Genomic DNA, 24768 nt, shown 5'->3' with positions numbered 1-24768 from the left:
AGCTTGGGAGTTCGATAGGGCGCTTGGCACTACACCTCTAGTAGCTGAAGACCTAAGGAGAGTTCTGATGGCAAAGCGTATCCAGTTCCGCGCCCATGGCGGCCCCGAAGTGCTCGAGTATGTGGATTACCAACCGGCCGAGCCCGGCCCGCAGCAAGTGCGCGTGACCAACAAGGCCATCGGCCTGAACTTCATCGACACCTATTTCCGCAGCGGCCTCTATGCGCCGCCGGCCTTGCCGTCGGGCGTGGGTTCGGAAGGTGCGGGCGTGGTCGAGGCGGTGGGCAGCGAAGTCACCCGCTTCAAGGTCGGTGATCGCGTGGCGTACGGCAGCGGCCCATTGGGCGCCTACAGCGAGGTTCACGTATTGCCGGAAGCCAATCTGGTGCACCTGCCGGACGCGATCAGCTTCGAACAGGCCGCCGGGGTGATGCTCAAGGGCCTCACCGTGCAGTACCTGTTGCGTCAGACCTATGAACTCAAGGGTGGCGAAACCATTCTGTTTCACGCCGCTGCCGGGGGTGTCGGTTCGCTGGCCTGCCAATGGGCCAAGGCGCTGGGCGTGAAGTTGATCGGCACGGTCAGCTCGCCGGAGAAAGCCGCGTTGGCAATGGCCAACGGTGCGTGGGCGACCATCGACTACAGCCACGAAAACGTCGCTCAACGCGTACTGGAATTGACCGACGGCAAAAAAGTCCCGGTGGTGTACGACGGTGTCGGCAAAGACACCTGGCTGACTTCGCTGGATAGCACAGCGCCTCGGGGCCTGGTGGTGAGTTTTGGCAACGCTTCGGGCGCGGTGGATGGGGTCAACCTGGGGATTCTGTCGGCGAAGGGATCGCTGTACGTGACCCGGCCGACACTGGCGACTTATGCCAACAACGCTGAAAACCTGCAGCGGATGGCGGATGAGTTGTTTGAGATGATCATCAGCGGGAAGCTGAAGGTGGAGATCAGCCAGAAGTATTCACTGGCTGACGCGGCGAAGGCGCAGACCGAGTTGTCGGCGCGGCGGACGACAGGTTCGACTGTTCTTTTGCCTTGAGGGCCTCTTCGCGGGCAAGTCGGATCGCCGCCCGCTCGCTCCTACAGTTTGTATGCGATCCCTGTAGGAGCGAGGCTTGCCCGCGAAGAACGATGACGCGGTCTCAACCCGGGCGAATGACGTTCCCGGTCGCCAGATCGCGAATCACGCTCGGATTCTTGCGCCCACCGAGGTTGCCGCCAAGAATCAAATCAAGCTGCCCGCTGAAATACTGCTCCACGCGAATCCGCGTCCGCGCCGCCGGCCGGCCCTGCGGGTTGGCCGAGGTCGACACCAACGGCCCGACCAATGCGCACAAATCCCGCACCAACGGGTGATCGCTGACCCGCAACGCCACCGTTTCGTGCACGCCGGTAATCCACTGCGGCAACTGATTCCGATGCGGCACCAGCCAGGTATTCGGCCCCGGCCAGGTGCTGGCCATGCGGTCCATCCACAGCTCTGGGAAGTCTTCGAACAGGAAGTCGAACTGGCGGATGTTGTCGGCGATCAGAATCAGGCCCTTGTCCACCGACCGGCCCTTGAGCATCAGCAGACGTTCGACCGCTTCTTCATCCCACGGGTCGCAACCCAGGCCCCAGACCGCCTCGGTTGGATAGGCAATCACCGCCCCTGCGCGAATGGCTTGCGCGGCTTGTTGCACACGCCAACTGTTGACCATGAAAAACTCTCCGGAATAAGGCTCTGCGCAGTTTACCGATGTTCCTTATAAAACCTAGCTCACCCGCGCAAACCAGCGCCCGCTTTCGCAGACCGCCCGGCCGTCCATTTCCAGTTCCGTCAGCGCCGCCAGCACTTTGGGCAGCGCCCAGCCGCTGGAGACGGACAACGCTTCACTGGTGTGCGGCGCCGCGTGCAGCAGCATCAACAGCGGATGTGCCACCGACGGAGCCTGCATGGCTAACGGCAACTGCTGCCAGCCGCGCAACGCTTCGAGGATATGTTCGATGGTTTCCACCAGCATCGCACCGTCGCGAATCAGCTGATGACACCCCTTGGCGCCGGGATGATGGATCGATCCCGGAATCGCATACACCTCACGACCTTGTTCCGCCGCCAGCCTCGCGGTGATCAAGGAACCGCTGGCGACACTGGCCTCGACCACCAGCACGCCGAGGGACAAACCACTGATGATTCGATTGCGTCGCGGGAAGTTGCTGGCCGTAGGCCCGGCGTCCAGTGGGAACTCTGAAAGCACCGCGCTGCCCGACGCAATCATGGCATCGGCAAGCCTGCGGTTGCGCTGTGGATAAAACTTTTCAAGTCCCGTGCCAAGTACGCCGACCGTTTGCCCGCCCACGTCCAGAGCGGCTTGATGTGCGGCGGCATCGATCCCCAGCGCCAGACCGCTGGTGATGACAAAACCGGCGCCAGCCAGACTGCGCGAAAACGCGGCGGCCGTGTCCATCCCCGGACGGGAAGCGCGACGACTGCCGACCATCGCCAATTGCGGTTTTTCCAGTATGCCCGGATCGCCCGCGACGAATAGCAGTGGCGGCGCGTCGCTGATTTCCGCCAGCAATGCCGGGTAGTCAGGCTGGTCCCACATCAGTAAATGCTGGCCGGGACGGTCTAGCCAGGCCAATGCGTGGCTGGCGCCGTCCCGGACATCATCGGCCCGGCGAGCCTCGGCGCAAGCAAACGGCAAGCCCAGCGAACGCCAGGCACTGGCCGGCGCGCTGATGGCTTTGGACGCCGAGCCGAAGGCTTCGAGCAGCTTCCTGAAACGCGCAGGACCGAGCTCCGGCAAACGATGCAGACGTAAACGGGCTTCCAGTTCCGCAGGGGAAACCGGTGTAACAGCAGGCAGCGACATGGATCATCCTTGATCGTTATGAGCCCCGTTCAAACGGGAATAAGCTGTGGATAACTCTGTTGGTAACTTGTGGAGCCTGCTTACGGATTTCGCACCTTGTCCATCACCGCCAAGGAGCGCGATGCGGTGAGCACCAATCCGTAACTGAGTTTGTCGTAGGTGCGGAACACCATCAGCAAACCGGCGCGTTCATCGGGAATTTTCAGAGGCTGGCCGGAGACCCGGTCACGCACGGTTTCGCCGGTTTTCATCACCACCAACACGTTGCCTTCGGCGAGACCGTCGCGTTGGCCCCGGTTCAGCGTCACGACATCCATCGCGCCGATCTGGGTAACCCCGCGCGGTACGTCGATGATCAGGCCGTTGATCGGTTTTTTTGGCGCACTGAGCATGAAGGTCGAGTTGATCGATCGTTCCTCGCCGCTGAACAAGCGATCGCCGAGGCGCACTTCCTGAGTGGTGCGTTGCAGTGCAAGCGTCGCGACATCACCTTCGGTAGCGACAATTTCACCGCCGCCGATGTCGTCGGCATTGATCCCCAGGAACTCCTTGCTCTCGGGGTCGGTATAAACCTTGCCTTGGCGGAAGATGCCGTAGGCCGGCTGGTTCGGATCGAAATGGCCGCGGGCGAAAATCCGGTCGCCGGTGCCGCTGAGCACCCGTTCGGCATCGCCGGCGACGATGTAAGGCGCCTTGTCGAAGTCCTCGACCTTGTCGACGATGCGGTTGCTCAGCAGAAAACTGTTGATCGACTGCAACGGAATGCTCGGGATGGCGTCGGCCACCGGCGAACTGTGCACCCGTGGCGAGAGCTTGATGGTGCCCCGGGAAGCCCCGCGATTGAGGGTCAGGCGCGGCTGCCCGTCAACGTAGACCAGCGACAGCAAATCGCCGGGGTAGATCAGATTGGGGTTCTGGATCTGCGGATTGGCCTGCCAGAGCTCGGGCCACTTCCACGGCTCACGGAGGAATTTCCCGGAGATGTCCCAGAGTGTGTCACCCGCCGCCACTGTGTATTGCTGTGGAAAACCTTCCTTGAGTTGCACTTGCCCATGCGCCAAACCGGCCGAGGCCAGAAGGAGCAAGGCGAGTAGTGATTTCCTCATGCGGTGAATCCCTTTATTATGTGCGTTCGCGTGAAACGCCAGAGCCCTCGTGGCTCGCTCCCGACTCTTTACCTAAAAGAAAAGGAGCTACGCTTCACAACGGTAGCCTGCATCTTCGGACCTGCCAGGCCATCGACCCGACTTTACCTCACACGTGCAGCAATCAAGCTTATGGCCATTTTAGACATCCTCGAATTCCCCGACTCGCGCCTGCGCACTATCGCCAAACCTGTGGCCGTAGTGGACGACGAAGTGCGTCAGTTGGTCGATGATATGTTTGAAACAATGTATGAAGCGCCAGGCATCGGCCTCGCCGCGACCCAGGTCAACGTGCACAAACGTATCGTCGTGATGGACCTCTCCGAAGACCGCACCGAACCGCGGGTGTTCATCAACCCCGAGTTCGAGCCCCTGACCGACGAGATGGAGCAATACCAGGAAGGCTGCCTCTCGGTGCCGGGTTTCTACGAAAACGTCGATCGCCCGCAGAAGGTCAAGGTCAAGGCCCTGGACCGCGACGGCCAGCCTTACGAACTGATCGCCGAAGGCCTGCTCGCCGTGTGCATCCAGCATGAATGCGACCACCTGAACGGCAAATTGTTCGTCGACTACCTGTCGAATCTCAAACGTGACCGAATCAAGAAAAAACTGGAAAAGCTCCATCGCCAGAACGCTTGATGCCCTCCTTTCAAAGGCTTGCTGCGGCAAGCCTTTTTCTTTTGCGACTGCTTTGTAAATGAGAGCTTCCCATGACTGAGCCACTGCGCATCGTCTTTGCCGGCACCCCGGAATTCGCCGCCGAACACCTCAAGGCCCTGCTCGACAGCCCTTACGAGATCGTCGCGGTCTACACCCAACCGGACCGTCCGGCAGGTCGCGGGCAAAAGCTGATGCCGAGCCCGGTCAAGCAGTTGGCACTGGAAAACAATATCCCGGTGCTGCAACCGCCAACCCTGCGCAACGAAGACGCTCAAGCCGAACTGGCCGCGCTGAAGCCGGATTTGCTGGTAGTGGTCGCCTACGGCCTGATCCTGCCGCAAGTGGTACTGGATATTCCGCGCCTGGGTTGCATCAACAGCCACGCGTCGTTGCTGCCACGCTGGCGCGGTGCGGCGCCGATCCAGCGCGCCGTCGAAGCCGGCGACAGCGAAAGCGGCGTGACCGTGATGCGCATGGAACTGGGCCTCGACACCGGGCCGATGCTGCTCAAGGTCACTACGCCGATCAGCGCTGAAGACACTGGCGGCAGCCTCCACGACCGCCTGGCGGAACTCGGCCCACCGGCAGTGATTCAAGCCATCGCCGGCCTCGCCGCCGGCACGCTGGAAGGCGAAGTGCAGGACGACAGCCTCGCCACCTACGCACACAAATTGAACAAGGACGAAGCGCGCATCGACTGGACCCGCCCGGCCATTGAGCTGGAACGTCTGGTCCGCGCCTTCAACCCGTGGCCGATCACCCACAGCACGTTGAATGGCGAAGCGCTGAAAGTGCTGGCCGCGAGCCTCGCCGAAGGCAAGGGCGCACCAGGTGAAATCCTCAGCGCCAGCAAAGACGGTCTGATCGTCGCTTGCGGTGAGCAGGCTCTGTGTCTGACCCGTCTGCAATTGCCCGGCGGCAAGGCGCTGAACTTCAGCGATTTGTTCAACAGCCGTCGTGAGAAATTCGCCGTCGGCACCGTGCTCGGTCAAACGGCGGACGCTCAATGAATCCACGTCTGGCCGCCGCCAAGGCACTTGCTGCTGTTCTAAACGGAAAAGCCTCACTCAACAGTTCGCTGCCGACACAAATGGACAAGGTCGAAGACCGCGATCGCGGCTTCACCCAGGACCTGGCGTTCGGCACCGCGCGCTGGCAGCCGCGTTTGTCGGCGCTCGCGGCCAAGTTGCTGCAGAAGCCGTTCAAGGCTGCCGACGCCGATGTCGAGGCGTTGCTGCTGGTCGGCCTCTATCAACTGCTTTACACCCGCGTCCCGGCTCACGCCGCCATCGGCGAAACCGTCGGTTGCGCCGACAAGCTGAAGAAGCCGTGGGCCAAAGCCTTGCTCAACGCCGTGTTGCGCCGCGCCCAACGTGAAAGCGAAGCGCTGCTGGCCGAGCTGGAACACGACCCGGTGGTGCGCACCGCCCACCCACGCTGGCTGCAAAAATCCCTGAAAGCGTTTTGGCCTGAGCAGTGGGAAGCCATTTGCGCGGCAAACAACGCGCATCCGCCGATGATTCTGCGGGTCAACCGTCGCCATCACAGCCGCGATGCCTACTTGGGTCTGCTTACCGAAGCGGGCATCACCGCCACGGCGTGCGTTTACAGCCGGGACGGCATCATTCTCGACGCCGCCGCCGACGTACGCAGCCTGCCGGGCTTCGCCGAAGGCTGGATCAGCGTGCAGGACGAAGCGGCGCAACTGGCCGCCGACCTGCTCGACCTTGCGCCGGGTCAACGGGTGCTCGACGCCTGCTGCGCTCCGGGCGGCAAGACCTGTCACATCCTCGAAGCCGAACCCGCACTGGCGGGCGTCGTCGCCGTGGATCTGGAAGCCAAGCGTCTGGTGCGTGTGCGAGAAAACCTCGCACGTCTGGGCCTGAGCGCCGAACTGATCGCCGCCGACGGCCGCGACACGGCCACTTGGTGGGATGGCAAACCGTTCCAACGCATCCTGCTCGATGCGCCATGCTCGGCCACCGGCGTGATCCGTCGTCACCCGGACATCAAGCTGACTCGCCAACCGGATGACATCGCCGCGCTGGCAGTGCTGCAAGGCGAATTGCTCGATGCCATGTGGATAACTCTGGAGGTCGGCGGGATTCTGCTTTACGCCACCTGTTCCACGTTGCCGACCGAGAACACCGAAGTCATCGAAGCCTTCCTCGCCCGCACGCCGGGCGCCCGTGAGCTGGACCTCGCCACCACGGCCGGCATCAAGCAGCCCCACGGTCGCCAGCTGCTGGCACAGGAAGGCGGCCACGACGGGTTCTATTACGCCAAGCTGATCAAGATCGCCGCCGCGCGCGGTTAACCGGTTTTAAGGGAGTGACTGGATGAAAATCATCATCCTCGGCGCAGGGCAGGTCGGCGGTTCGCTGGCGGAACACTTGGCCAGCGAGGCCAACGACATCACCGTGGTCGACACCGATGGCGAACGCCTGCGCGACCTCGGCGACCGGCTGGACATCCGCACCGTGCAAGGCCGCGGCTCGCTGCCGACGGTGCTGCGCCAGGCCGGCGCGGACGATGCCGACATGCTGGTGGCGGTGACCAACAGTGACGAAACCAACATGGTCGCCTGCCAGGTCGCCCACACCCTGTTCCACACCCCGACGAAAATCGCCCGGGTACGCGAAGCGGCGTACCTCACGCGCTCCGAGCTGTTCGATAACGAAGCGATTCCGGTGGATGTGCTGATCAGCCCGGAACAAGTGGTCACCAACTACATCAAGCGCCTGATCCAGCATCCGGGTGCGTTGCAGGTGATCGATTTCGCCGAAGGCAAAGCGCAGCTGGTCGCGGTGAAGGCGTATTACGGCGGACCGCTGGTGGGTCAGCAACTGCGTCAGTTACGTGAACACATGCCGAATGTCGAAACCCGCGTAGCGGCGATTTTCCGCCGTGACCGGCCGATTTTGCCTCAGGGCGATACGGTGATCGAGGCGGACGACGAAGTATTTTTCATCGCCGCCAAGGCGAATATTCGCGCAGTGATGAGCGAAATGCGCCGCCTCGATGAGAGCTACAAGCGCATCGTCATCGCCGGGGGCGGGCAGATCGGCGAGCGTCTGGCCGAGGCCATCGAAAGCCGTTATCAGGTGAAGATCATCGAGATGAACCCGGCCCGCTGCCGCCATCTCTCGGACACCCTCGACAGCACCGTGGTCCTGCAAGGCAGTGCCTCCGACCGCGACTTGCTGATGGAAGAGAACATCGCCGACGCCGACATCTTCCTGGCGCTGACCAACGACGACGAAGCCAACATCATGTCGTCGCTGCTGGCCAAGCGCCTGGGCGCGAAGAAGGTGATGACGATCATCAACAACCCGGCTTACGTCGACTTGATCCAGGGTGGCGACATCGACATCGCCATCAGCCCGCAACTGGCGACCATCGGCACCTTGCTGGCCCACGTGCGGCGCGGCGACATTGTCAGCGTGCATTCATTGCGCCGTGGTGCGGCGGAGGCCATCGAGGCGATTGCCCATGGTGATGCGAAGTCGAGCAAGGTGATTGGTAAGGCCATCGAGAACATCGGTCTGCCCCCGGGCACCACGATTGGCGCGATCATTCGTGATGAAGAAGTGATCATTGCCCACGATGACACGGTGATCGCGGCGGGTGACCATGTGATTCTGTTCCTTGTGGATAAGAAGCATATTCGGGATGTGGAGAAGTTGTTCCATGTGGGGCTCAGCTTCTTCTGATCCGAAGGCCTCTTCGCGGGCAAGCCTCGCTCCTACAGGGATATGCATGTTACCTGTAGGAGCGAGGCTTGCCCGCGAAGGCGATTCCGAAGCTCACCCATAAACCGAGGTGCACCATGATCGAATCCCTGGAAAAAATGCTCGCCAAGGGTGTGGATAACTCATTGCTGCGCTTCGGCCTCGGCAAGGGTTATCTGGATCTTGGGGAAAACGCCAAGGCCGCCGAGCATTTCCAGCGTTGCGTCGAATTCGACCCGAAGTATTCAGCGGCCTGGAAGCTGTTGGGCAAGGCATATCTGGCGCTGGCGGACTATCCGGCCGCGCGTCAGGCGTGGGAGCAGGGTCTGGAAGCGGCTCGTGCTCACGGCGACAAGCAGGCGGAGAAGGAGATGACGGTGTTCCTGAAGAAACTTGAGCGCCAGGCGCACTGATCAGAGGTAGCGCAGGCCGATGCCGTCAGCGTCTACAAGCACCACTTCCATGCGAACCCGCGGCGCGCCTGTGGGTAAATCCTGTACCTGACCATAGACCACCGCCCCCTTGGGCAACGCCGACAAGCCCGGATGCTTGACGTAGACGCCCGTGGTCGAGAGATTTCGGGTCTGGCCGAGGCATTCGCCGAAGCTTTCGTGACTGATCTTGATGCGAAACGATTTGCGGTGTTCGGACATCTTCTGCGCCCTTTTTATGAACAGTTGTGGATAACCCGAACTTGTAGGAGCGAAGCTTGCTCGCGAAGGCGATATCACATCCAACATCAATGTTGAATGTAATGGCCTCTTCGCGGGCAAGCCTCGCTCCTACAAGTTATCCACAGATCATGCCAATCAACTCAATACCAGCGCTCTTCACCCGGAGGCCGCTTCTTGAAGCGTTTCATGCTCCACATGTACTGGCTCGGATACGCCCGCACATAACGTTCGACCACCTTGCTCATCGCCGCGCAGGACGTCTCGGTATCAGTGCTGTACATGGCCTCTGGCGCCGCTTCGAGAATCACTTTGTAGCCCGAACCGTCCGGCAGCCGCAGGGCGTGCAGGAACACGCCGACCGCTTTGCCGCCTGCCAACATGTTCGGTACAAACTTGCTGGTCAGTGCCTGAGTAGCGAAGAACGGCACGAAGATCCCGGCGGATTCGGCCGGTTCCGGGTCAGCGGGAATGCCCACTGCACCACCTTTGCGCACTTCCTTGATGACGCTGAGGATGCCTTCCTTGGTAGAGGCGGCGACCCTGTTACCCAGTTGCACTCGCTGCTTGCGCAGCAATTCATCCACAGCCTTGAGCTTTGGCGGGCGATAGAAAATGATCGGTTTGCACTGGCTGCAATAGAAGTGGTTCAACACTTCCCAGTTGCCGAGGTGGCTGGTGATGCCGACCACACCTTTGCCGGAGGCGAGGGCGTCTTTCAAGACGTCGAGCCCTTCGACTTCGCGCACCAGATCGATGGAACGCTGTGCCGGCCAGATCCACGCGCAGGCACTTTCGGTCAGTGATTTTCCGATGTCTTTCAGGCTCTGGCCGACCAGGCGCTCGCGCTCGGCAGGGTCCATCTCCGGAAAACACTTGGCCAGATTGATCCGCACCACATCACGGGAACGGTTAGGGGTTTTCCACATTACCCAGCCAATGGCCGAGCCAACCACCTGCACTGCTCGCCAGGGAAGCAGGGCAAACAGCCGCAGAGCGCCTACCAGCAAGGCGCCTTTCAACTTATCCACAGGTCACTCCTGATCTTGTGCTGTGCGCGAGGCGGCTATTCTAACCGCCGATCGACAAGGTCGCGTAGCGATCGCAATCCTGGGTGTGGTCCATGACCATCCCCGAGGCCTGCATCAACGCATAGCAAATGGTCGGGCCGACGAAGGTGAAGCCGGCTTTTTTCAGGCCTTTGCTCATTTCCACGGCGACTGGCGTGACCGCCGGGACTTCGGTGCGATCCTTGAAATGATTGATCACAGGCGTACCGCCAACGAAAGACCAGAGAAACTCGACCGGGTCTTCAAGCGCCAGCCAGGCCTGGGCATTGCGCCGGGCGGCGTTGAGTTTGAGGCGATTGCGGATGATCCCGGGATCGAGCATCAATTCATCGATTTCGGCGTCGCTCATTTGCGCCACGCGCTGTACATCGAAGCCGAACAGCACCTCGCGATATCGCTCGCGTTTACGCAACACGGTGATCCAGGAAAGGCCGGCTTGGAACCCTTCGAGCAAAAGCAACTCGAACAATCCCTGCGCATCGCGTAGCGGCGTGCCCCACTCCTGGTCGTGATAAGCCATGTACAGCGGATCTTCGGAACACCAAAAGCAGCGTGGCATAAGGCTCCAGGGGGCGTGCGCAGCAATGAATCGGGTATACTCCCGCTCTTTAAATCGCAGCCCAAGAAACAGGTGAATTTCGTGAGCCAGCCTACGCCAGCCGTGCGTACCTTCCAAGACTTGATCCTCGCCCTCCAGCAATACTGGGCCGAGCAAGGTTGCGTGGTACTTCAGCCCTACGATATGGAAGTAGGCGCCGGGACTTTCCACACTGCCACGTTTCTGCGCGCCATCGGCCCGGAAACCTGGAACGCCGCTTATGTGCAGCCCAGTCGTCGCCCGACTGACGGCCGCTACGGCGAAAACCCGAACCGCCTGCAGCACTACTATCAGTTCCAGGTAGTCCTGAAGCCGAACCCGGACAACTTCCAGGAACTGTACCTGGGCTCCCTCAAGCATGTCGGCCTGGACCCGCTGGTCCACGACATTCGCTTCGTCGAAGACAACTGGGAATCGCCGACCCTGGGCGCCTGGGGTCTGGGCTGGGAAGTCTGGCTCAACGGCATGGAAGTGACGCAGTTCACTTACTTCCAGCAGGCGGGCGGCATCGAGTGCTACCCGGTGACCGGTGAGATCACTTACGGCCTCGAGCGTCTGGCCATGTACCTGCAAGGCGTGGACTCGGTCTACGACCTGGTCTGGGCTGACGGTCCGTTCGGCAAAGTGACCTACGGCGACGTGTTCCACCAGAACGAAGTGGAGCAGTCGACCTACAACTTCGAACACGCCAACGTCGAGAAGCTGTTCGAACTGTTCGACTTCTACGAAAGCGAAGCCAAGCGCCTGATCGAACTCGACCAGCCGCTGCCGTTGCCGAGCTACGAAATGGTGTTGAAGGCGTCCCACACCTTCAACCTGCTGGATGCGCGCCGGGCGATCTCGGTGACTGCGCGTCAGCAATACATCCTGCGTGTGCGCACCCTGGCGCGTTCCGTTGCGCAAGCCTATCTGCTGGCTCGCGCCAAGCTGGGCTTCCCGATGGCGACCCCGGACCTGCGTGACGAAGTACTGGCCAAGCTGGAGGCTGCACAATGAGTGCTCAAGATTTCCTGGTTGAACTGGGCACCGAAGAACTGCCACCCAAGGCCCTGAACACCTTGGCCGAAGCGTTCCTGGCCGGTATCGACAAAGGCCTGCAAGCCGCTGGTCTGAACTACGAGACCAAAACCGTCTACGCCGCGCCGCGTCGTCTGGCTGTGCTGATCACCGCGCTGGCTACCCAGCAACCGGATCGCAGCATCAACCTCGACGGCCCGCCACGTCAGGCGGCGTTCGATGCCGAAGGCAACCCGACTCAAGCGGCACTGGGTTTCGCCAAGAAGTGCGGTGTAGAGCTGAGCGAAATCGATCAGAGCGGCCCTAAACTGCGTTACAGCCAGAGCATCGCCGGCAAGCCGACCGCGAGCCTGCTGCCGACCATCGTCGAAGACTCCCTGAATGACCTGCCGATCCCGAAGCGCATGCGCTGGGGTGCGCGCAAGGAAGAATTCGTTCGTCCGACCCAATGGCTGGTCATGCTGCTCGGTGACCAGATCATCGATTGCACGATCCTCGCCCAGAAGGCCGGCCGCGACTCCCGTGGTCACCGCTTCCATCACCCGCAAAGCGTGCGCATCACCTCGCCGGCCAACTACCTGACCGACTTGCGTGCCGCTTACGTTCTGGCCGATGCCAACGAGCGTCGCGCAATTATCAGCAAGCGCACCGAAGAACTGGCGACGATGCAGGAAGGCACGGCGATCGTTCCGCCAGCCCTGCTCGACGAAGTGACCGCGCTGGTTGAATGGCCGGTGCCGCTGGTGTGCTCGTTCGAAGAGCGTTTCCTCGACGTGCCGCAAGAAGCGCTGATTACCACCATGCAGGACAACCAGAAGTATTTCTGCCTGCTGGATGCCGACGGCAAGTTGCTGCCACGTTTCATTACCGTGGCCAACATCGAAAGCAAAGACCCGCAGCAAATCATCGCCGGCAACGAGAAAGTGGTTCGCCCACGCCTGACCGACGCCGAGTTCTTCTTCAAGCAAGACAAGAAGCAGAAACTCGAAGACTTCAACCTGCGCCTGCAAAACGTGGTGTTCCAGGAAAAACTCGGCAGCGTCTACGACAAGGCCGAGCGCGTTTCCAAGCTTGCAGCTTTCATCGCGCAACGCATTGGCGGCAACGCGGCATGGGCTTCCCGTGCCGGCCTGCTGTCCAAGTGCGACCTGGCAACCGAGATGGTCGGTGAGTTCCCGGAGATGCAAGGCGTCGCCGGTTACTACTACGCCCTGAACGATGGCGAGCCGGAAGAAGTCGCGCTGGCGCTGAACGAGCAATACATGCCGCGCGGTGCCGGTGCTGAACTGCCGACCACCCTGACCGGTGCGGCTGTGGCCATCGCCGACAAACTCGACACGCTGGTCGGTATCTTCGGGATCGGCATGCTGCCAACCGGTAGCAAAGACCCGTATGCCCTGCGCCGTGCTGCACTGGGCGTATTGCGCATCCTGATCGACAAGAAGCTCGACCTCGACCTGAACGACGCCGTGGCCTTTGCCGTGAATGCGTTCGGCGCCAAGGTCAAGGCTGCTGGCCTGGCCGACTCGGTACTGGAATTCGTGTTCGACCGTCTGCGTGCCCGTTACGAAGATGAAGGCGTGGACGTGGCGACTTACCTGTCGGTTCGTGCCCTGAAGCCAGGTTCGGCACTGGACTTCGATCAGCGCGTACAAGCGGTTGAAGCGTTCCGCAAATTGCCTGAAGCGGCGGCCCTCGCTGCTGTGAACAAGCGCGTTTCGAACTTGCTGAGCAAGGTCGAAGGTTCTGTTCCTACAGTCGTTGAAGCCAAGTACTTCGACAACGCCAACGAATTCTCCCTGTACTCGGCGATTCAGCAGGCGGACCAGGCGGTTCAACCGATGGCTGCTGCGCGTCAGTACAGCGAGTCGCTGGCACGTCTGGCAGCCTTGCGCGAGCCTGTGGATGCTTTCTTCGAAGCCGTCATGGTCAACGCTGAAGATGCCAAGGTCCGTGCCAACCGCTATGCGCTGCTGGCGCGTCTGCGTGGCTTGTTCCTTGGCGTCGCCGATATTTCGTTGCTGGGGTAAGACTGTTTGAAACTGCTGATTCTCGATCGGGACGGGGTGATCAATTACGACTCCGACGCTTACATCAAGTCGGTGGAGGAGTGGAAACCGCTCCCCGGTTCGATCGAAGCCATCGCGCAGTTGAGCAAGGCCGGCTGGACGGTAGCAGTCGCTACCAACCAGTCCGGCATCGCTCGCGGCTATTACGACGTCGCCACCCTGGACGCCATGCACGAGCGCTTGCGCTCGTTGGTCGCGGAGCAGGGCGGTGAAGTCGGGCTGATCGTCTATTGCCCGCACGGGCCGGACGAAGGCTGCGATTGCCGCAAGCCAAAACCCGGGATGCTGAAAACCATCGCCACGCATTACAACGTATCGCTGACTAATCTATGGTTCGTCGGCGACAGTCTTGGTGACCTGGAAGCCGCCAAAGCCGTCGATTCTCAGCCAGTTTTGGTAAAGACCGGGAAAGGCGAAAAGACTTTGGGCAAAACCCTACCGGTAGGCACTTTGATTTTTGACGATCTCGCGGCGATTGCCGCAGAACTTATCCACAATTAGAGCGTTTTCGAGATTCCTGACCAAGGATTGATCGGGAGTGCGCTTTATATAGACGGGCAGAGCCCGCACGGTAAACGTCGCCATGTCGATATTGCAGGCCATCAGAACCTTCCTCTTTTACCTGCTGCTGGGCACCAGCTCCTTGCTTTGGTGCAGCCTGAGCTTTTTTATCGCGCCTTTTCTGCCGTTCAAGGCGCGCTATCGTTTTATCAACGTGTACTGGTGCCGTTGCGCCTTGTGGCTGAGCAAAGTCTTTCTGGGCATCAGCTACGAAGTGAAAGGTGCCGAGAACGTGCCAGACCAGCCCTGCGTGATTCAGTCGAACCACCAGAGCACCTGGGAGACGTTCTTCCTCTCGGCCTATTTCGAGCCGTTGAGCCAGGTACTGAAGCGTTCATTGCTGTTTGTACCGTTCTTCGGTTGGGCCATGGCCATGCTGCGGCCGATCGCCATCGATCGCGATAATCCGAAGGCCGCGCTCAAACATGTAGCGAAGCAGGGCGATGAACTGCTGAAGGATGGCGTCTGGGTACTGATATTCCCTGAAGGAACGCGGGTCCCTTACGGCACCATCGGAAAATTCTCACGAGGTGGTACGGCGTTAGCCGTCAACGCCGAACTTCCGGTGCTGCCGATTGCGCACAATGCCGGCAAGTTCTGGCCGAAAACCGGTTGGGCCAAGAAGCAGGGCGTCATCACTGTGATCATCGGCGAGCCGATGTACGCCGAAGGCAGCGGGCCCCGTGCGATTGCTAACCTCAATGACCGGGTTCAGGCCTGGAACGAGCAGATGCAACGGGAAATGGGCTCGCTCCCACCCGCTCCGCAAGCGCCGGCTGCCAATGATCAGATGGCTGTCTGAGATTCTGTGGATAACCTGTGTACCGTTTCGCTGAAAAGTAGCGTATTTAGTTTGTAGGCTTATGATTTATATACATATTTCCTAAGCTCATAAAATATGGAAAAAGGTGCATAAGTTTTTTTCGGACGTAAAAAAACCGGCTGATATAGCCGGTTTTTTTATGCCTTCGATTACTGTACTTCAATCGCTGAACAACACCACGATGTGACTGTAATCAGAGCCATTCAAAAACAAAAAGGCCAGCGCATTGCGCTGGCCTTTTTTTATTTTTGGCAGAACCGCTGGATCAGAAGTCCAGGTTGGAAACCGCCAAGGCATTGCTTTCGATGAAGTCACGACGAGGTTCGACCGCATCACCCATCAGGGTGTTGAAGATCTGGTCCGCGCCAATGGCGTCTTCGATGGTCACTTTGAGCATCCGGCGCTGGCTTGGGTCCATGGTGGTTTCCCACAGCTGATCCGGATTCATCTCACCCAGACCTTTGTATCGCTGGATGGTGTGACGCTTGGTGCTTTCAGCCATCAGCCATTCAAGGGCTTCCTTGAACTCGGTGACCGGCTTCCTGCGTTCGCCACGCTGGATGTACGCGCCGTCGTCCAGCAGGGTGCTCAGCTGAGCGCCCAGGGATACGACAGTCCTGTAATCGTTGCTGCCGAAGAAGTCGCGGTTGAACGTGACGTAGTTCGACAGGCCGTGAGAGATCAGCTCGACCTCTGGCAGCCAGACGTTACGCTCACGGTCTTCACGCAGGCTGGCCTTGTAGACCAGGCCGGACTTCTCGACGGTGCGCAGACGGACTTCATACTTGGCCAGCCAATCCTGCATCGCTGCGTGATCGGACAGTTGCTCCATGCTCACCGCTGGCAGGTAGATGAAGTGCTCGGTCAGTTCCTGAGGGTACAGGCGCGACAGACGCTTGAGGGTCTTCATCACCAGACGGAAGTCGTTCACCAGGCGCTCGAGGGCTTCGCCGGAGATACCCGGGGCTTCCTCGTTCAGGTGCAGGCTCGCATCTTCCAGGGCCGACTGCGTCATGTACTCTTCCATGGCGTCGTCGTCTTTGATGTATTGCTCTTGCTTGCCTTTCTTGACCTTGTACAGCGGTGGCTGAGCGATGTAGATGTAGCCACGCTCGATCAGCTCCGGCAGCTGACGGAAGAAGAACGTCAGCAGCAGCGTACGGATGTGCGAACCGTCGACGTCAGCATCGGTCATGATGATGATGTTGTGGTAGCGCAGCTTGTCGATGTTGTATTCGTCGCGACCAATACCGCAGCCCAGTGCGGTGATCAAGGTGCCCACTTCTTGCGAAGAGATCATCTTGTCGAAGCGCGCCTTCTCGACGTTGAGGATCTTGCCCTTCAACGGCAGGATGGCCTGGGTTTTACGGTTACGCCCCTGCTTGGCGGAGCCGCCAGCAGAGTCACCTTCCACGAGGTACAGTTCGGAAAGGGCAGGGTCTTTTTCCTGGCAGTCAGCCAGTTTGCCCGGCAGGCCGGCGATGTCCAGCGCGCCTTTGCGGCGGGTCATCTCACGGGCCTTACGTGCTGCTTCACGCGCACGTGCCGCGTCGATCATCTTGCCGACGACCAGTTTGGCTTCGTTCGGGTTTTCCAGCAGGAAGTCGGAGAAGTACTTGCCCATTTCCTGTTCGACCGCGGTCTTCACTTCGGAAGAAACCAGCTTGTCTTTGGTCTGGGAGCTGAACTTCGGATCCGGAACCTTCACCGAGATGATCGCGGTCAAGCCTTCACGGGCGTCATCACCGGTGGTGGCAACCTTGTGCTTCTTGGCCAGGCCTTCAGCTTCGATGTAGGTGTTCAGGTTACGCGTCAGTGCGGAACGGAAACCCACCAGGTGAGTACCGCCATCACGCTGCGGGATGTTGTTGGTGAAGCACAACAGGTTCTCGTTGAAGCTGTCGTTCCACTGCAGGGCGATTTCCACGCCGATGCCGTCTTCACGCTGGATGTTGAAGTGGAACACCTGGTTGACCGCAGTCTTGTTGGTGTTCAGGTATTCAACGAACGCACGCAGGCCGCCTTCGTACTTGAACAGCTCTTCCTTGCCGCTGCGTTCATCCTTGAGGACGATGCCGACACCGGAGTTGAGGAAGGACAGTTCACGAATCCGCTTGGCCAGGATGTCCCAGCTGAAGTGGATGTTCTTGAAGGTTTCAGCCGATGGCTTGAAGTGAATCTGGGTGCCCGTGGTTTCGCTCTCACCAACGATTTTCATCGGCTCTTGCGGGACGCCATGGACGTAAGTCTGTTCCCAGATCTTGCCGCTGCGGCGAACGGTCAGGACCAGTTCCTTGGACAGTGCGTTCACTACCGAAACACCTACACCGTGCAGACCGCCGGATACTTTGTAGGAGTTGTCGTCGAACTTACCGCCGGCGTGCAGCACGGTCATGATGACCTCGGCTGCCGAAACGCCTTCTTCTTTGTGTACGTCTACCGGGATGCCACGACCGTTGTCGCGAACGGTGATGGATTCGTCCGGGTGGATGATGATGCTGATGTCGTCGCAATGGCCGGCCAAAGCTTCGTCGATCGAGTTATCGACCACCTCGAACACCATGTGGTGCAGACCGCTGCCATCGTCGGTGTCACCAATGTACATACCGGGACGTTTGCGTACGGCATCCAGGCCTTTCAGCACTTTAATGCTCGTTGAGTCGTACGTATTTTCTTCGCTCAATGCCTTCACTCCCGATGGTCGTGGGTCTGGGTGATACGGCCCTGTTCCACGTGGAACAGAGCGACTGGCGTTTCCGTCTGCCAGCCTTCCCTCAATAATTCGTGATCTACACAGGTGATAAACACCTGGCAGCGTAAGTCTTCCAACAAGCGGCAAAGCGCGCGGCGGTGCTGCTCGTCCAGTTCGGACGGCAAGTCATCCACCAGATAAATACACTGGCCGCGTCGGGCCTGGCTGACCAGGTGCCCTTGGGCAATCCGCAATGCACAGACCACCAACTTCTGCTGACCGCGGGACAAGATGTCCGCGGCGTTATGTGCACCCAATCTGAGGCGCAAATCAGCGCGTTGTGGTCCGGCCTGGGTATGCCCCATCTGCTGGTCTCGCTGAACGGACCCAGCGAGCACTGCACTCAATTCGCGGTCTTTGTCCCAGCCTCGGTAATAGCTGAGCGTCAAACCTTCAAGCTCAACCAGTTCGCTCAAGGTCTGTTCAAAGACTGGTTTCAAGGCTTTGATATAGGCACGGCGGTATTCATCAATTTCAGCGCTGGCCTGGCACAGTTCCCTGTCCCAAACCGCTTGCGAAACGGCGTCAAGTGTACCATGCCGCAGCCAAGAGTTTCTCTGGCGCAGGGCCTTCTGCAAGCGCTGCCAGGTGGACATGAACCGCGGTTCCACGTGGAACACGCCCCAGTCGAGAAACTGCCGGCGAATCTTCGGTGCGCCTTCAAGCAGGCGGAAGCTATCAGGGTTGATCAGTTGCAGCGGCAGGATCTCCGCCAGCTGTGCCGCACTGCGCGCGTTCTGCCCGTCAATACGGATCTGGAACTCGCCTTGGCGGTCCCGTGATATCCCCAGTGCGCTATGCCCGCCCTCAGCCAACTCAACCTGACCGAATACGGTACAGGCCAATTGCTCGTACTGAATAACCGGCAAAAGGCGGGTACTACGAAACGAACGGGCAAGCCCCAGCAGGTGAATGGCTTCCAGAACACTGGTTTTGCCGCTGCCGTTGGCGCCGTAAAGAATGTTGATTCGGGGGGAGGGGGAGAAGGTCACCGGGTGCAGATTGCGCACCGCGGTGACCGAGACGCGACTTAATGACATCTAGCTTCTGCTGAGCATAATTACAGACGCATCGGCATGACAACGTAGGCCGAGTCATCGTTGTCGGACTCTTGCACCAGCGCACTGCTGTTGGAGTCGGACAGGATCAGGCGAACCTGCTCAGTGGTCATCACGCCCAGCACGTCGAGCAAGTAGCTCACGTTGAAGCCGATTTCCAGATTGCCGCCGTTGTACTCAACGCCCACTTCTTCTTCCGCTTCTTCCTGCTCCGGGTTGTTGGCCTGGATCTTCAACTGACCGCTGGCCAGTTGCAGACGGATACCGCGGTACTTCTCGTTGGACAGAATCGCGGTACGGCTGAAAGCTTCACGCAACGCCTGACGATCGCCGAGCACCAGTTTGTCGCCGCCCTTCGGCAGAACACGCTCGTAGTCCGGGAATTTACCGTCGACCAGTTTAGAGGTGAAGGTGAACTCGCCAGTGGTGGCGCGGATGTGATGCTGACCCAGGACGATGCTGACATTGCCGTCCGGCTCGGTCAGCAGGCGCGCCAGCTCAAGGATACCCTTGCGCGGCACGATGACCTGGTGGCGATCCGGCTGACCGATGTCGGCCTGCATCGAGCACATGGCCAGACGGTGACCGTCGGTGGCCACGGCGCGGATGATCCCGGCCGAGACTTCCAGCAGCATGCCGTTCAGGTAATAACGCACGTCCTGCTGGGCCATGGCGAAGCTGGTGCGTTCAATCAGACGACGCAGTTTGCTTTGCTCAAGGCTGCAAGTCAGCGAACCCGGGCCTTCTTCAACAGTCGGGAAATCGTTCGCCGGCAGGGTCGACAGGGTGAAGCGGCTACGGCCAGCCTTCACCACCAGCTTCTGCTCGTCGACCTTGATGTCGATCAGCGCGTCGTTCGGCAGGCTTTTGCAGATGTCCATCAGCTTGCGCGCAGGCACAGTGATGGAACCCGGGTCAGCCGGCTCTTCGAGTTGTACACGACCGACCAGCTCGACTTCCAGGTCGGTACCGGTCAGCGACAGTTGCTGGCCTTCGACAACCAGCAGCACGTTGGAGAGCACCGGCAAGGTCTGTCGGCGCTCGACGACGCCTGCGACCAGTTGCAGGGGTTTCAACAGGGCTTCGCGTTGAATGGTGAAATGCATGGTCTAGTCCCTTGCCTTAATAAGCTGCGCTGGTGTTCATCAAGTTGTCAGAGTACGCAGCAGGTTCTTGTAGTCCTCGCGGATGTCCGCGTCGGATTCCTTAAGTTCGTTGATCTTGCGGCAGGCGTGCAAAACAGTTGTGTGGTCGCGGCCGCCAAACACATCGCCGATTTCCGGCAGGCTGTGGTTAGTCAACTCTTTGGACAACGCCATGGCAACCTGACGCGGACGAGCGACCGAGCGTGAACGACGCTTGGACAGCAGGTCGGAAATCTTGATCTTGTAGTACTCGGCGACAGTGCGCTGAATGTTATCCACAGAGACCAGTTTGTCTTGCAGCGCCAACAGATCTTTCAGGGATTCGCGAATCAGCTCAATGGTGATATCGCGGCCCATGAAGTGCGAGTGGGCGATCACGCGTTTAAGCGCACCTTCCAGCTCACGGACGTTGGAGCGAATACGTTGGGCGATGAAGAACGCCGCGTCGTGGGGCAGATCGACTTTGGCCTGGTCGGCCTTTTTCATCAGGATCGCGACACGGGTTTCCAGCTCCGGCGGCTCGACGGCTACCGTCAAGCCCCAGCCGAAGCGGGATTTGAGGCGCTCTTCAAGGCCTTCGATTTCTTTAGGGTAGCGGTCACTGGTGAGAATGACCTGCTGGCCACCTTCGAGCAGGGCGTTGAAGGTGTGGAAAAACTCTTCCTGCGAACGTTCCTTGCGGGCGAAGAACTGAATGTCATCGATCAGCAATGCGTCCACCGAACGGTAGAAGCGCTTGAACTCGTTGATCGCGTTCAGTTGCAGAGCCTTGACCATATCGGCCACGAAACGCTCCGAATGCAGGTACACGACCTTGGCATTCGGGTTCTTCTTTAATAGATGGTTACCCACAGCGTGCATCAAGTGAGTTTTACCCAAGCCAACACCGCCATAAAGGAAGAGCGGGTTGTAACCGTGCTTGGGGTTGTCCGCCACCTGCCAGGCCGCAGCCCGGGCCAGTTGGTTGGACTTACCTTCGACGAAGTTCTCGAAGGTGAAAGTGCGGTTCAGGTAACTGGTGTGCTTGAGCGCACCTTCGACCTGCACGGTGCGCTGCTCGGAACGCACCGGGGCCTGTTGAGAACTGGCGCCAGCCATCGGATCGAAGCTGTCGCGCGATGGCTCTTCACTGACTTCGGCAACTTTCTGTGTCGAACGCTTGGTCGGTGTGGCCGTCGGGGCAGGTGCCGGAGCACTGACAGACGCTTGAGCCGCCTGTGCCTGAGACGCGGCGGCAGCCAGTGGCGCATTCGGGGCAGCCCGTGGAGCCGAACTGCGTTTGCTGCCTATTAATAAGGAAAGCGCCGGCGCCATGCCGTTGCCATGCTCATCCAGCAGTTCAAGGACGCGGCCCAGGTACTTTTCGTTGACCCAGTCGAGAACAAAACGATTCGGTGCGTAGACACGCAACTCGTCGCCTTCGGCTTCGACCTGTAGTGGACGGATCCAAGTGTTGAATTGTTGGGCAGGCAGCTCATCGCGCAAAAGCTCCACGCACTGCTGCCAAAGTTCCACTGACACGGATATCCCCTAAGTTGAAAGCCGGTGAGGCAAAAACAAGCGGCCATTGTAGCGACCAGACGCCGACTTATCCACACGTAGGTGGCTCACTGACCAAGAAGAATCAACGTTTTATAGGTAAAAAAGACGACCAGTGGTCTGTGCATAAGCTCTGTGGATAACCGCCCTTGAGGTCGTTGCACAAGTGGGGGCGAAACTCGGTGGATAACCTGCCTGTGGATAACAGCCCCTTTCACACACAGCTTATCCGACAGCGCAGCACAGGCTGACCACCGTTTTCCACCGTAGTTGTCATTCTCTGTACATCACGGGATAGAAGGTCTGAAGGTAGTTATCCACAGATGATCGGTGTCCTAGCTTTTATAAGCTTTACAGAAAAGCTTTAAATACTTTCCTTCTTTATTTTTATATTTGGCTGGAGGTGAAGACGAGCAAAACGTCTGGAGATCTATTTATAAGGAAACGTTGGTTGGAAATTGACCTAGAGGCTTGCTTTCTCTAGAATCCCCGGTCTCTTAAAACGGGGGCCATTCCGGCCCGTTGTGGACGAACCAGGTAACACGACAATGAAACGTACTTTCCAACCAAGCACTATCAAACGCGCTCGTACCCACGGTTTCCGTGCTCGCATGGCTACCAAGAACGGTCGTGCCGTTCTGTCGCGTCGTCGCGCCAAAGGTCGTGCGCGTCTGGCAGTTTGATAAGCCGGCACTGGAGGTGAGTCAGGACTTCAGTCGGGAAAAGCGTCTGCTTACTCCCCGGCATTTCAAGGCAGTCTTTGACTCCCCTACCGGCAAGGTTCCGGGGAAAAATCTCCTGCTCCTTGCGCGCAACAACGATCTAGATCACCCCCGTCTAGGGCTGGTTATCGGGAAAAAGAGCGTAAAGCTCTCCGTCGAGCGCAATCGCCTCAAACGTCTGATGCGCGAATCGTTCCGTCTGAACCAGGATTCACTGGTCGGCTGGGATATCGTTATCGTCGCGCGCAAAGGTTTGGGTGACGTAGAAAACCCCGAATTGATTCAGCATTTCGGCAAACTCTGGAAGCGTCTGGCACGCAGCACGCCGGTACCAGCAGTCAAAACCGAAACTGTAGGGGTAGACAGTCCAGATGCGTAAACTGGCACTCGTTCCGATCCAGTTTTATCGCTATGCCATTAGTCCTCTGATGGCCAGTCACTGTCGTTTCTACCCCAGTTGTTCCTGCTACGCGTTAGAAGCCATAGAAAATCATGGCCTTCTGCGCGGTGGCTGGCTGACCTTTCGTCGTTTAGGTCGCTGTCATCCGTGGAATCCCGGTGGTTATGACCCGGTTCCACCTATCCCTACCTCCCGTTCTTCTTCGATGGCCGAGTAATCATGGATATCAAACGCACGATCCTGATCGTCGCCCTGGCAATCGTGTCCTACGTTATGGTTCTTAAATGGAACCAGGACTATGGCCAGGCTGCCCTGCCGACTCAGAATGTTGCTTCCAGTACTACCGCACCGGGCCTACCGGATACGGCGACTGGCAATAATGCTTCTGTCAGTGACGACATTCCGCGCGCCGCAAGCGATACCAGTGCCACTGCACCTGCTGAAACACCAGTAGCTGCAAGCAAAGACCTCATCCAGATCAAAACGGATGTGCTCAACCTGGCTATCGATCCACAAGGTGGCGATGTTGCACAGTTGACTCTGCCGCTGTATCCACGTCGCCAGGACCATCCGGAAATTCCATTCCAGTTGTTCGATAACGGCAACGAGCGGACTTATCTGGCTCAAAGCGGTTTGATCGGTACCGATGGTCCGGACGCAAGTCCTGCCGGTCGTCCGGTTTACTCCTCCGAGAAGAAGATCTACCAACTGGCCGACGGTCAGGACCAATTGGTTGTAGACCTGAAGTTCAGCAAGGACGGCGTCAACTACATCAAGCGTTTCACACTGAAACGTGGCCTGTACGACGTAACCGTTTCCTACGTGATCGACAACGAAAGCGCCAAGCCTTGGTCGGGTGCGATGTTCGCCCAACTGAAGCGTGACGCCAGCTCCGATCCTTCTTCCAGCACTGCCACCGGCACCGCGACTTACCTGGGCGCCGCCCTGTGGACAAGTAACGAGCCGTACAAGAAAGTGTCGATGAAGGACATGGACAAGGCTCAGCTGAAAGAAACCGTGAACGGTGGTTGGGTTGCCTGGTTGCAACACTACTTCGTGACCGCATGGATTCCGGCGAAGGGCGAAAACAACGTCGTCCAGACCCGTAAAGACAGCAAAGGCAACTACATCATCGGCTACACCGCCCCGGCAATGACTGTTGCGCCAGGTGCGAAAGCCGAAACCAGCGCTGTTCTGTACGCCGGTCCGAAAAGCCAGGCTGTGCTGAAAGAGTTGTCCCCAGGTCTGGAACTGACCGTCGACTACGGCATTCTGTGGTTCATTGCCCAGCCAATCTTCTGGCTGCTGCAACACATCCACGCGCTGGTCGGTAACTGGGGCTGGTCGATCATCTTCCTGACCATGCTGATCAAAGGGATTTTCTTCCCGCTGTCGGCAGCCAGCTACAAATCCATGGCCCGCATGCGCGCAGTGGCACCGAAACTGGCCGCACTGAAAGAGCAACATGGCGATGACCGGCAGAAAATGTCGCAAGCCATGATGGAGCTGTACAAGAAAGAGAAGATCAATCCGCTGGGTGGTTGCTTGCCAATCCTCGTGCAGATGCCGGTTTTCCTCTCGCTGTACTGGGTTCTGCTGGAAAGCGTTGAAATGCGCCAAGCGCCGTTCATGCTGTGGATTACTGACCTGTCGATCAAGGATCCGTTCTTCATTCTGCCGATCATCATGGGTGCAACCATGTTCATCCAGCAGCAGTTGAACCCGACTCCTCCGGATCCGATGCAGGCCAAGGTGATGAAGCTGATGCCAATCATCTTCACCTTCTTCTTCCTGTGGTTCCCGGCTGGTCTGGTGCTGTACTGGGTAGTGAACAACTGCCTGTCCATCGCCCAACAGTGGTACATCACTCGTAAAATCGAAGCGGCTACTAAAGCAGCGGCCTGATTTACACTGTGGATAACCACTCAAAACGCCCCCTAGTGGGG

Annotated in this window: 24 protein-coding genes; 14 read left to right on the top strand and 10 right to left on the bottom strand. The window is 59.0% G+C overall.

Going from position 1 to position 24768, the window contains the following annotated elements; genetic code table 11:
• The first annotated feature begins 67 nt into the window (after positions 1 to 67).
• Positions 68 to 1045 carry an NADPH:quinone reductase gene (locus K5R88_RS21230; protein WP_207285004.1) on the top strand — a complete coding sequence of 326 codons (978 nt, stop codon included), beginning with the start codon at positions 68 to 70 and terminating at the stop codon, positions 1043 to 1045.
• A gap of 103 nt (positions 1046 to 1148) precedes the next feature.
• On the opposite strand, the gene K5R88_RS21225 is transcribed toward K5R88_RS21230, so the two are convergent.
• The 3 genes from K5R88_RS21225 to K5R88_RS21215 all read right to left on the bottom strand — a co-directional run bounded on the left by K5R88_RS21225 (position 1149) and on the right by K5R88_RS21215 (position 3967).
• Positions 1149 to 1706, bottom strand: coding sequence for an L-threonylcarbamoyladenylate synthase (locus K5R88_RS21225; protein ID WP_223450112.1), 558 nt, complete (start codon positions 1704 to 1706; stop codon positions 1149 to 1151).
• A 54-nt stretch (positions 1707 to 1760) separates the two neighbouring features.
• Complete coding sequence (gene dprA / locus K5R88_RS21220; protein WP_008027588.1) at positions 1761 to 2861, bottom strand: DNA-processing protein DprA; 1101 nt, start codon at positions 2859 to 2861, stop codon at positions 1761 to 1763.
• Positions 2862 to 2941: 80 nt separating this feature from the next.
• A complete protein-coding gene (locus K5R88_RS21215) occupies positions 2942 to 3967 on the bottom strand; it encodes a LysM peptidoglycan-binding domain-containing protein (protein WP_226298306.1) in 1026 nt (341 codons plus the stop codon).
• A 171-nt stretch (positions 3968 to 4138) separates the two neighbouring features.
• Here K5R88_RS21215 and def point away from each other — a divergent pair, with 171 nt between their 5' ends.
• The 5 genes from def (at position 4139) to K5R88_RS21190 (ending at position 8810) form a co-directional block, all read left to right on the top strand.
• Positions 4139 to 4645 carry a peptide deformylase gene (def, locus tag K5R88_RS21210; protein ID WP_008027583.1) on the top strand — a complete coding sequence of 169 codons (507 nt, stop codon included), beginning with the start codon at positions 4139 to 4141 and terminating at the stop codon, positions 4643 to 4645.
• Between the two features lie 71 nt (positions 4646 to 4716).
• Entirely contained in the window at positions 4717 to 5676 is a 960-nt protein-coding gene (gene fmt / locus K5R88_RS21205) for a methionyl-tRNA formyltransferase (protein ID WP_008027581.1), read from the top strand.
• Positions 5673 to 6983: a 16S rRNA (cytosine(967)-C(5))-methyltransferase RsmB gene (rsmB, locus tag K5R88_RS21200; protein WP_223450110.1), complete on the top strand. Its 1311-nt coding sequence runs from the start codon at positions 5673 to 5675 to the stop codon at positions 6981 to 6983. The genes fmt and rsmB overlap by 4 nt, the downstream gene beginning before the upstream one ends.
• 22 nt (positions 6984 to 7005) lie before the next feature.
• Complete coding sequence (gene trkA, locus K5R88_RS21195) at positions 7006 to 8379, top strand: Trk system potassium transporter TrkA (protein ID WP_008027578.1); 1374 nt, start codon at positions 7006 to 7008, stop codon at positions 8377 to 8379.
• Between the two features lie 116 nt (positions 8380 to 8495).
• Positions 8496 to 8810 carry a tetratricopeptide repeat protein gene (locus K5R88_RS21190; RefSeq protein ID WP_207285000.1) on the top strand — a complete coding sequence of 105 codons (315 nt, stop codon included), beginning with the start codon at positions 8496 to 8498 and terminating at the stop codon, positions 8808 to 8810.
• Here K5R88_RS21190 and K5R88_RS21185 read toward each other — a convergent pair whose 3' ends face one another.
• From K5R88_RS21185 to tag, 3 genes are all read right to left on the bottom strand, one after another.
• Positions 8811 to 9050: a PilZ domain-containing protein gene (locus K5R88_RS21185; protein WP_008027574.1), complete on the bottom strand. Its 240-nt coding sequence runs from the start codon at positions 9048 to 9050 to the stop codon at positions 8811 to 8813.
• Between the two features lie 161 nt (positions 9051 to 9211).
• Positions 9212 to 10099 carry a lysophospholipid acyltransferase gene (locus tag K5R88_RS21180; RefSeq protein WP_192228140.1) on the bottom strand — a complete coding sequence of 296 codons (888 nt, stop codon included), beginning with the start codon at positions 10097 to 10099 and terminating at the stop codon, positions 9212 to 9214.
• Between the two features lie 40 nt (positions 10100 to 10139).
• Complete coding sequence (tag, locus tag K5R88_RS21175) at positions 10140 to 10697, bottom strand: DNA-3-methyladenine glycosylase I (RefSeq protein ID WP_223434177.1); 558 nt, start codon at positions 10695 to 10697, stop codon at positions 10140 to 10142.
• 81 nt (positions 10698 to 10778) lie between these two features.
• On the opposite strand from tag, the gene glyQ reads away from it, so the two are divergent.
• The 4 genes from glyQ (at position 10779) to K5R88_RS21155 (ending at position 15185) form a co-directional block, all read left to right on the top strand.
• A complete protein-coding gene (gene glyQ, locus K5R88_RS21170; protein WP_003213601.1) occupies positions 10779 to 11732 on the top strand; it encodes a glycine--tRNA ligase subunit alpha in 954 nt (317 codons plus the stop codon).
• Complete coding sequence (gene glyS / locus K5R88_RS21165) at positions 11729 to 13783, top strand: glycine--tRNA ligase subunit beta (protein ID WP_226298305.1); 2055 nt, start codon at positions 11729 to 11731, stop codon at positions 13781 to 13783. Before glyQ ends, glyS begins: the two co-directional genes overlap by 4 nt.
• 6 nt (positions 13784 to 13789) lie before the next feature.
• Complete coding sequence (gmhB, locus tag K5R88_RS21160) at positions 13790 to 14323, top strand: D-glycero-beta-D-manno-heptose 1,7-bisphosphate 7-phosphatase (RefSeq protein ID WP_008027564.1); 534 nt, start codon at positions 13790 to 13792, stop codon at positions 14321 to 14323.
• Between the two features lie 82 nt (positions 14324 to 14405).
• On the top strand, positions 14406 to 15185 hold the full coding sequence (locus tag K5R88_RS21155) for a lysophospholipid acyltransferase family protein (protein WP_008027562.1): 780 nt from the start codon (positions 14406 to 14408) through the stop codon (positions 15183 to 15185).
• A gap of 286 nt (positions 15186 to 15471) precedes the next feature.
• Here the strand turns inward: K5R88_RS21155 and gyrB are convergent, their stop codons facing one another.
• Genes gyrB through dnaA form a run of 4 tightly spaced genes read right to left on the bottom strand, consistent with a single transcriptional unit; the run spans position 15472 to position 21682 of the window.
• The gene (gene gyrB, locus K5R88_RS21150) at positions 15472 to 17889 is read right to left on the bottom strand and encodes a DNA topoisomerase (ATP-hydrolyzing) subunit B (protein ID WP_192228142.1); all 2418 of its coding nucleotides are present in this window, start codon (positions 17887 to 17889) and stop codon (positions 15472 to 15474) included.
• A gap of 5 nt (positions 17890 to 17894) precedes the next feature.
• Positions 17895 to 18998, bottom strand: coding sequence for a DNA replication/repair protein RecF (gene recF, locus K5R88_RS21145; RefSeq protein ID WP_008041454.1), 1104 nt, complete (start codon positions 18996 to 18998; stop codon positions 17895 to 17897).
• 20 nt (positions 18999 to 19018) lie between these two features.
• The gene (dnaN, locus tag K5R88_RS21140; protein ID WP_008027555.1) at positions 19019 to 20122 is read right to left on the bottom strand and encodes a DNA polymerase III subunit beta; all 1104 of its coding nucleotides are present in this window, start codon (positions 20120 to 20122) and stop codon (positions 19019 to 19021) included.
• 39 nt (positions 20123 to 20161) lie between these two features.
• Positions 20162 to 21682, bottom strand: a complete 1521-nt coding sequence (gene dnaA, locus K5R88_RS21135; protein ID WP_226298304.1) for a chromosomal replication initiator protein DnaA — start codon at positions 21680 to 21682, stop codon at positions 20162 to 20164.
• A 566-nt stretch (positions 21683 to 22248) separates the two neighbouring features.
• Between dnaA and rpmH the strand changes: the two genes are divergently transcribed.
• Genes rpmH through yidC form a run of 4 tightly spaced genes read left to right on the top strand, consistent with a single transcriptional unit; the run spans position 22249 to position 24727 of the window.
• Complete coding sequence (gene rpmH, locus K5R88_RS21130) at positions 22249 to 22383, top strand: 50S ribosomal protein L34 (protein ID WP_003213577.1); 135 nt, start codon at positions 22249 to 22251, stop codon at positions 22381 to 22383.
• Positions 22384 to 22399: 16 nt separating this feature from the next.
• Positions 22400 to 22801 carry a ribonuclease P protein component gene (gene rnpA, locus K5R88_RS21125; protein WP_028620331.1) on the top strand — a complete coding sequence of 134 codons (402 nt, stop codon included), beginning with the start codon at positions 22400 to 22402 and terminating at the stop codon, positions 22799 to 22801.
• Positions 22794 to 23039: a membrane protein insertion efficiency factor YidD gene (yidD, locus tag K5R88_RS21120; RefSeq protein ID WP_010207715.1), complete on the top strand. Its 246-nt coding sequence runs from the start codon at positions 22794 to 22796 to the stop codon at positions 23037 to 23039. Before rnpA ends, yidD begins: the two co-directional genes overlap by 8 nt.
• A gap of 2 nt (positions 23040 to 23041) precedes the next feature.
• Positions 23042 to 24727 (top strand): membrane protein insertase YidC, encoded by a 1686-nt coding sequence (gene yidC / locus K5R88_RS21115; protein ID WP_226298303.1) that lies wholly within the window; start codon positions 23042 to 23044, stop codon positions 24725 to 24727.
• The last annotated feature ends 41 nt before the right edge of the window (positions 24728 to 24768 follow it).

Origin of the sequence: Pseudomonas sp. MM213, from assembly GCF_020423045.1 — a bacterium.
Lineage (GTDB): Bacteria > Pseudomonadota > Gammaproteobacteria > Pseudomonadales > Pseudomonadaceae > Aquipseudomonas > Aquipseudomonas migulae.
The sequence above is the reverse complement of the archived record's forward strand: the minus strand, read 5'-3'. Positions and strand labels throughout refer to the sequence as shown.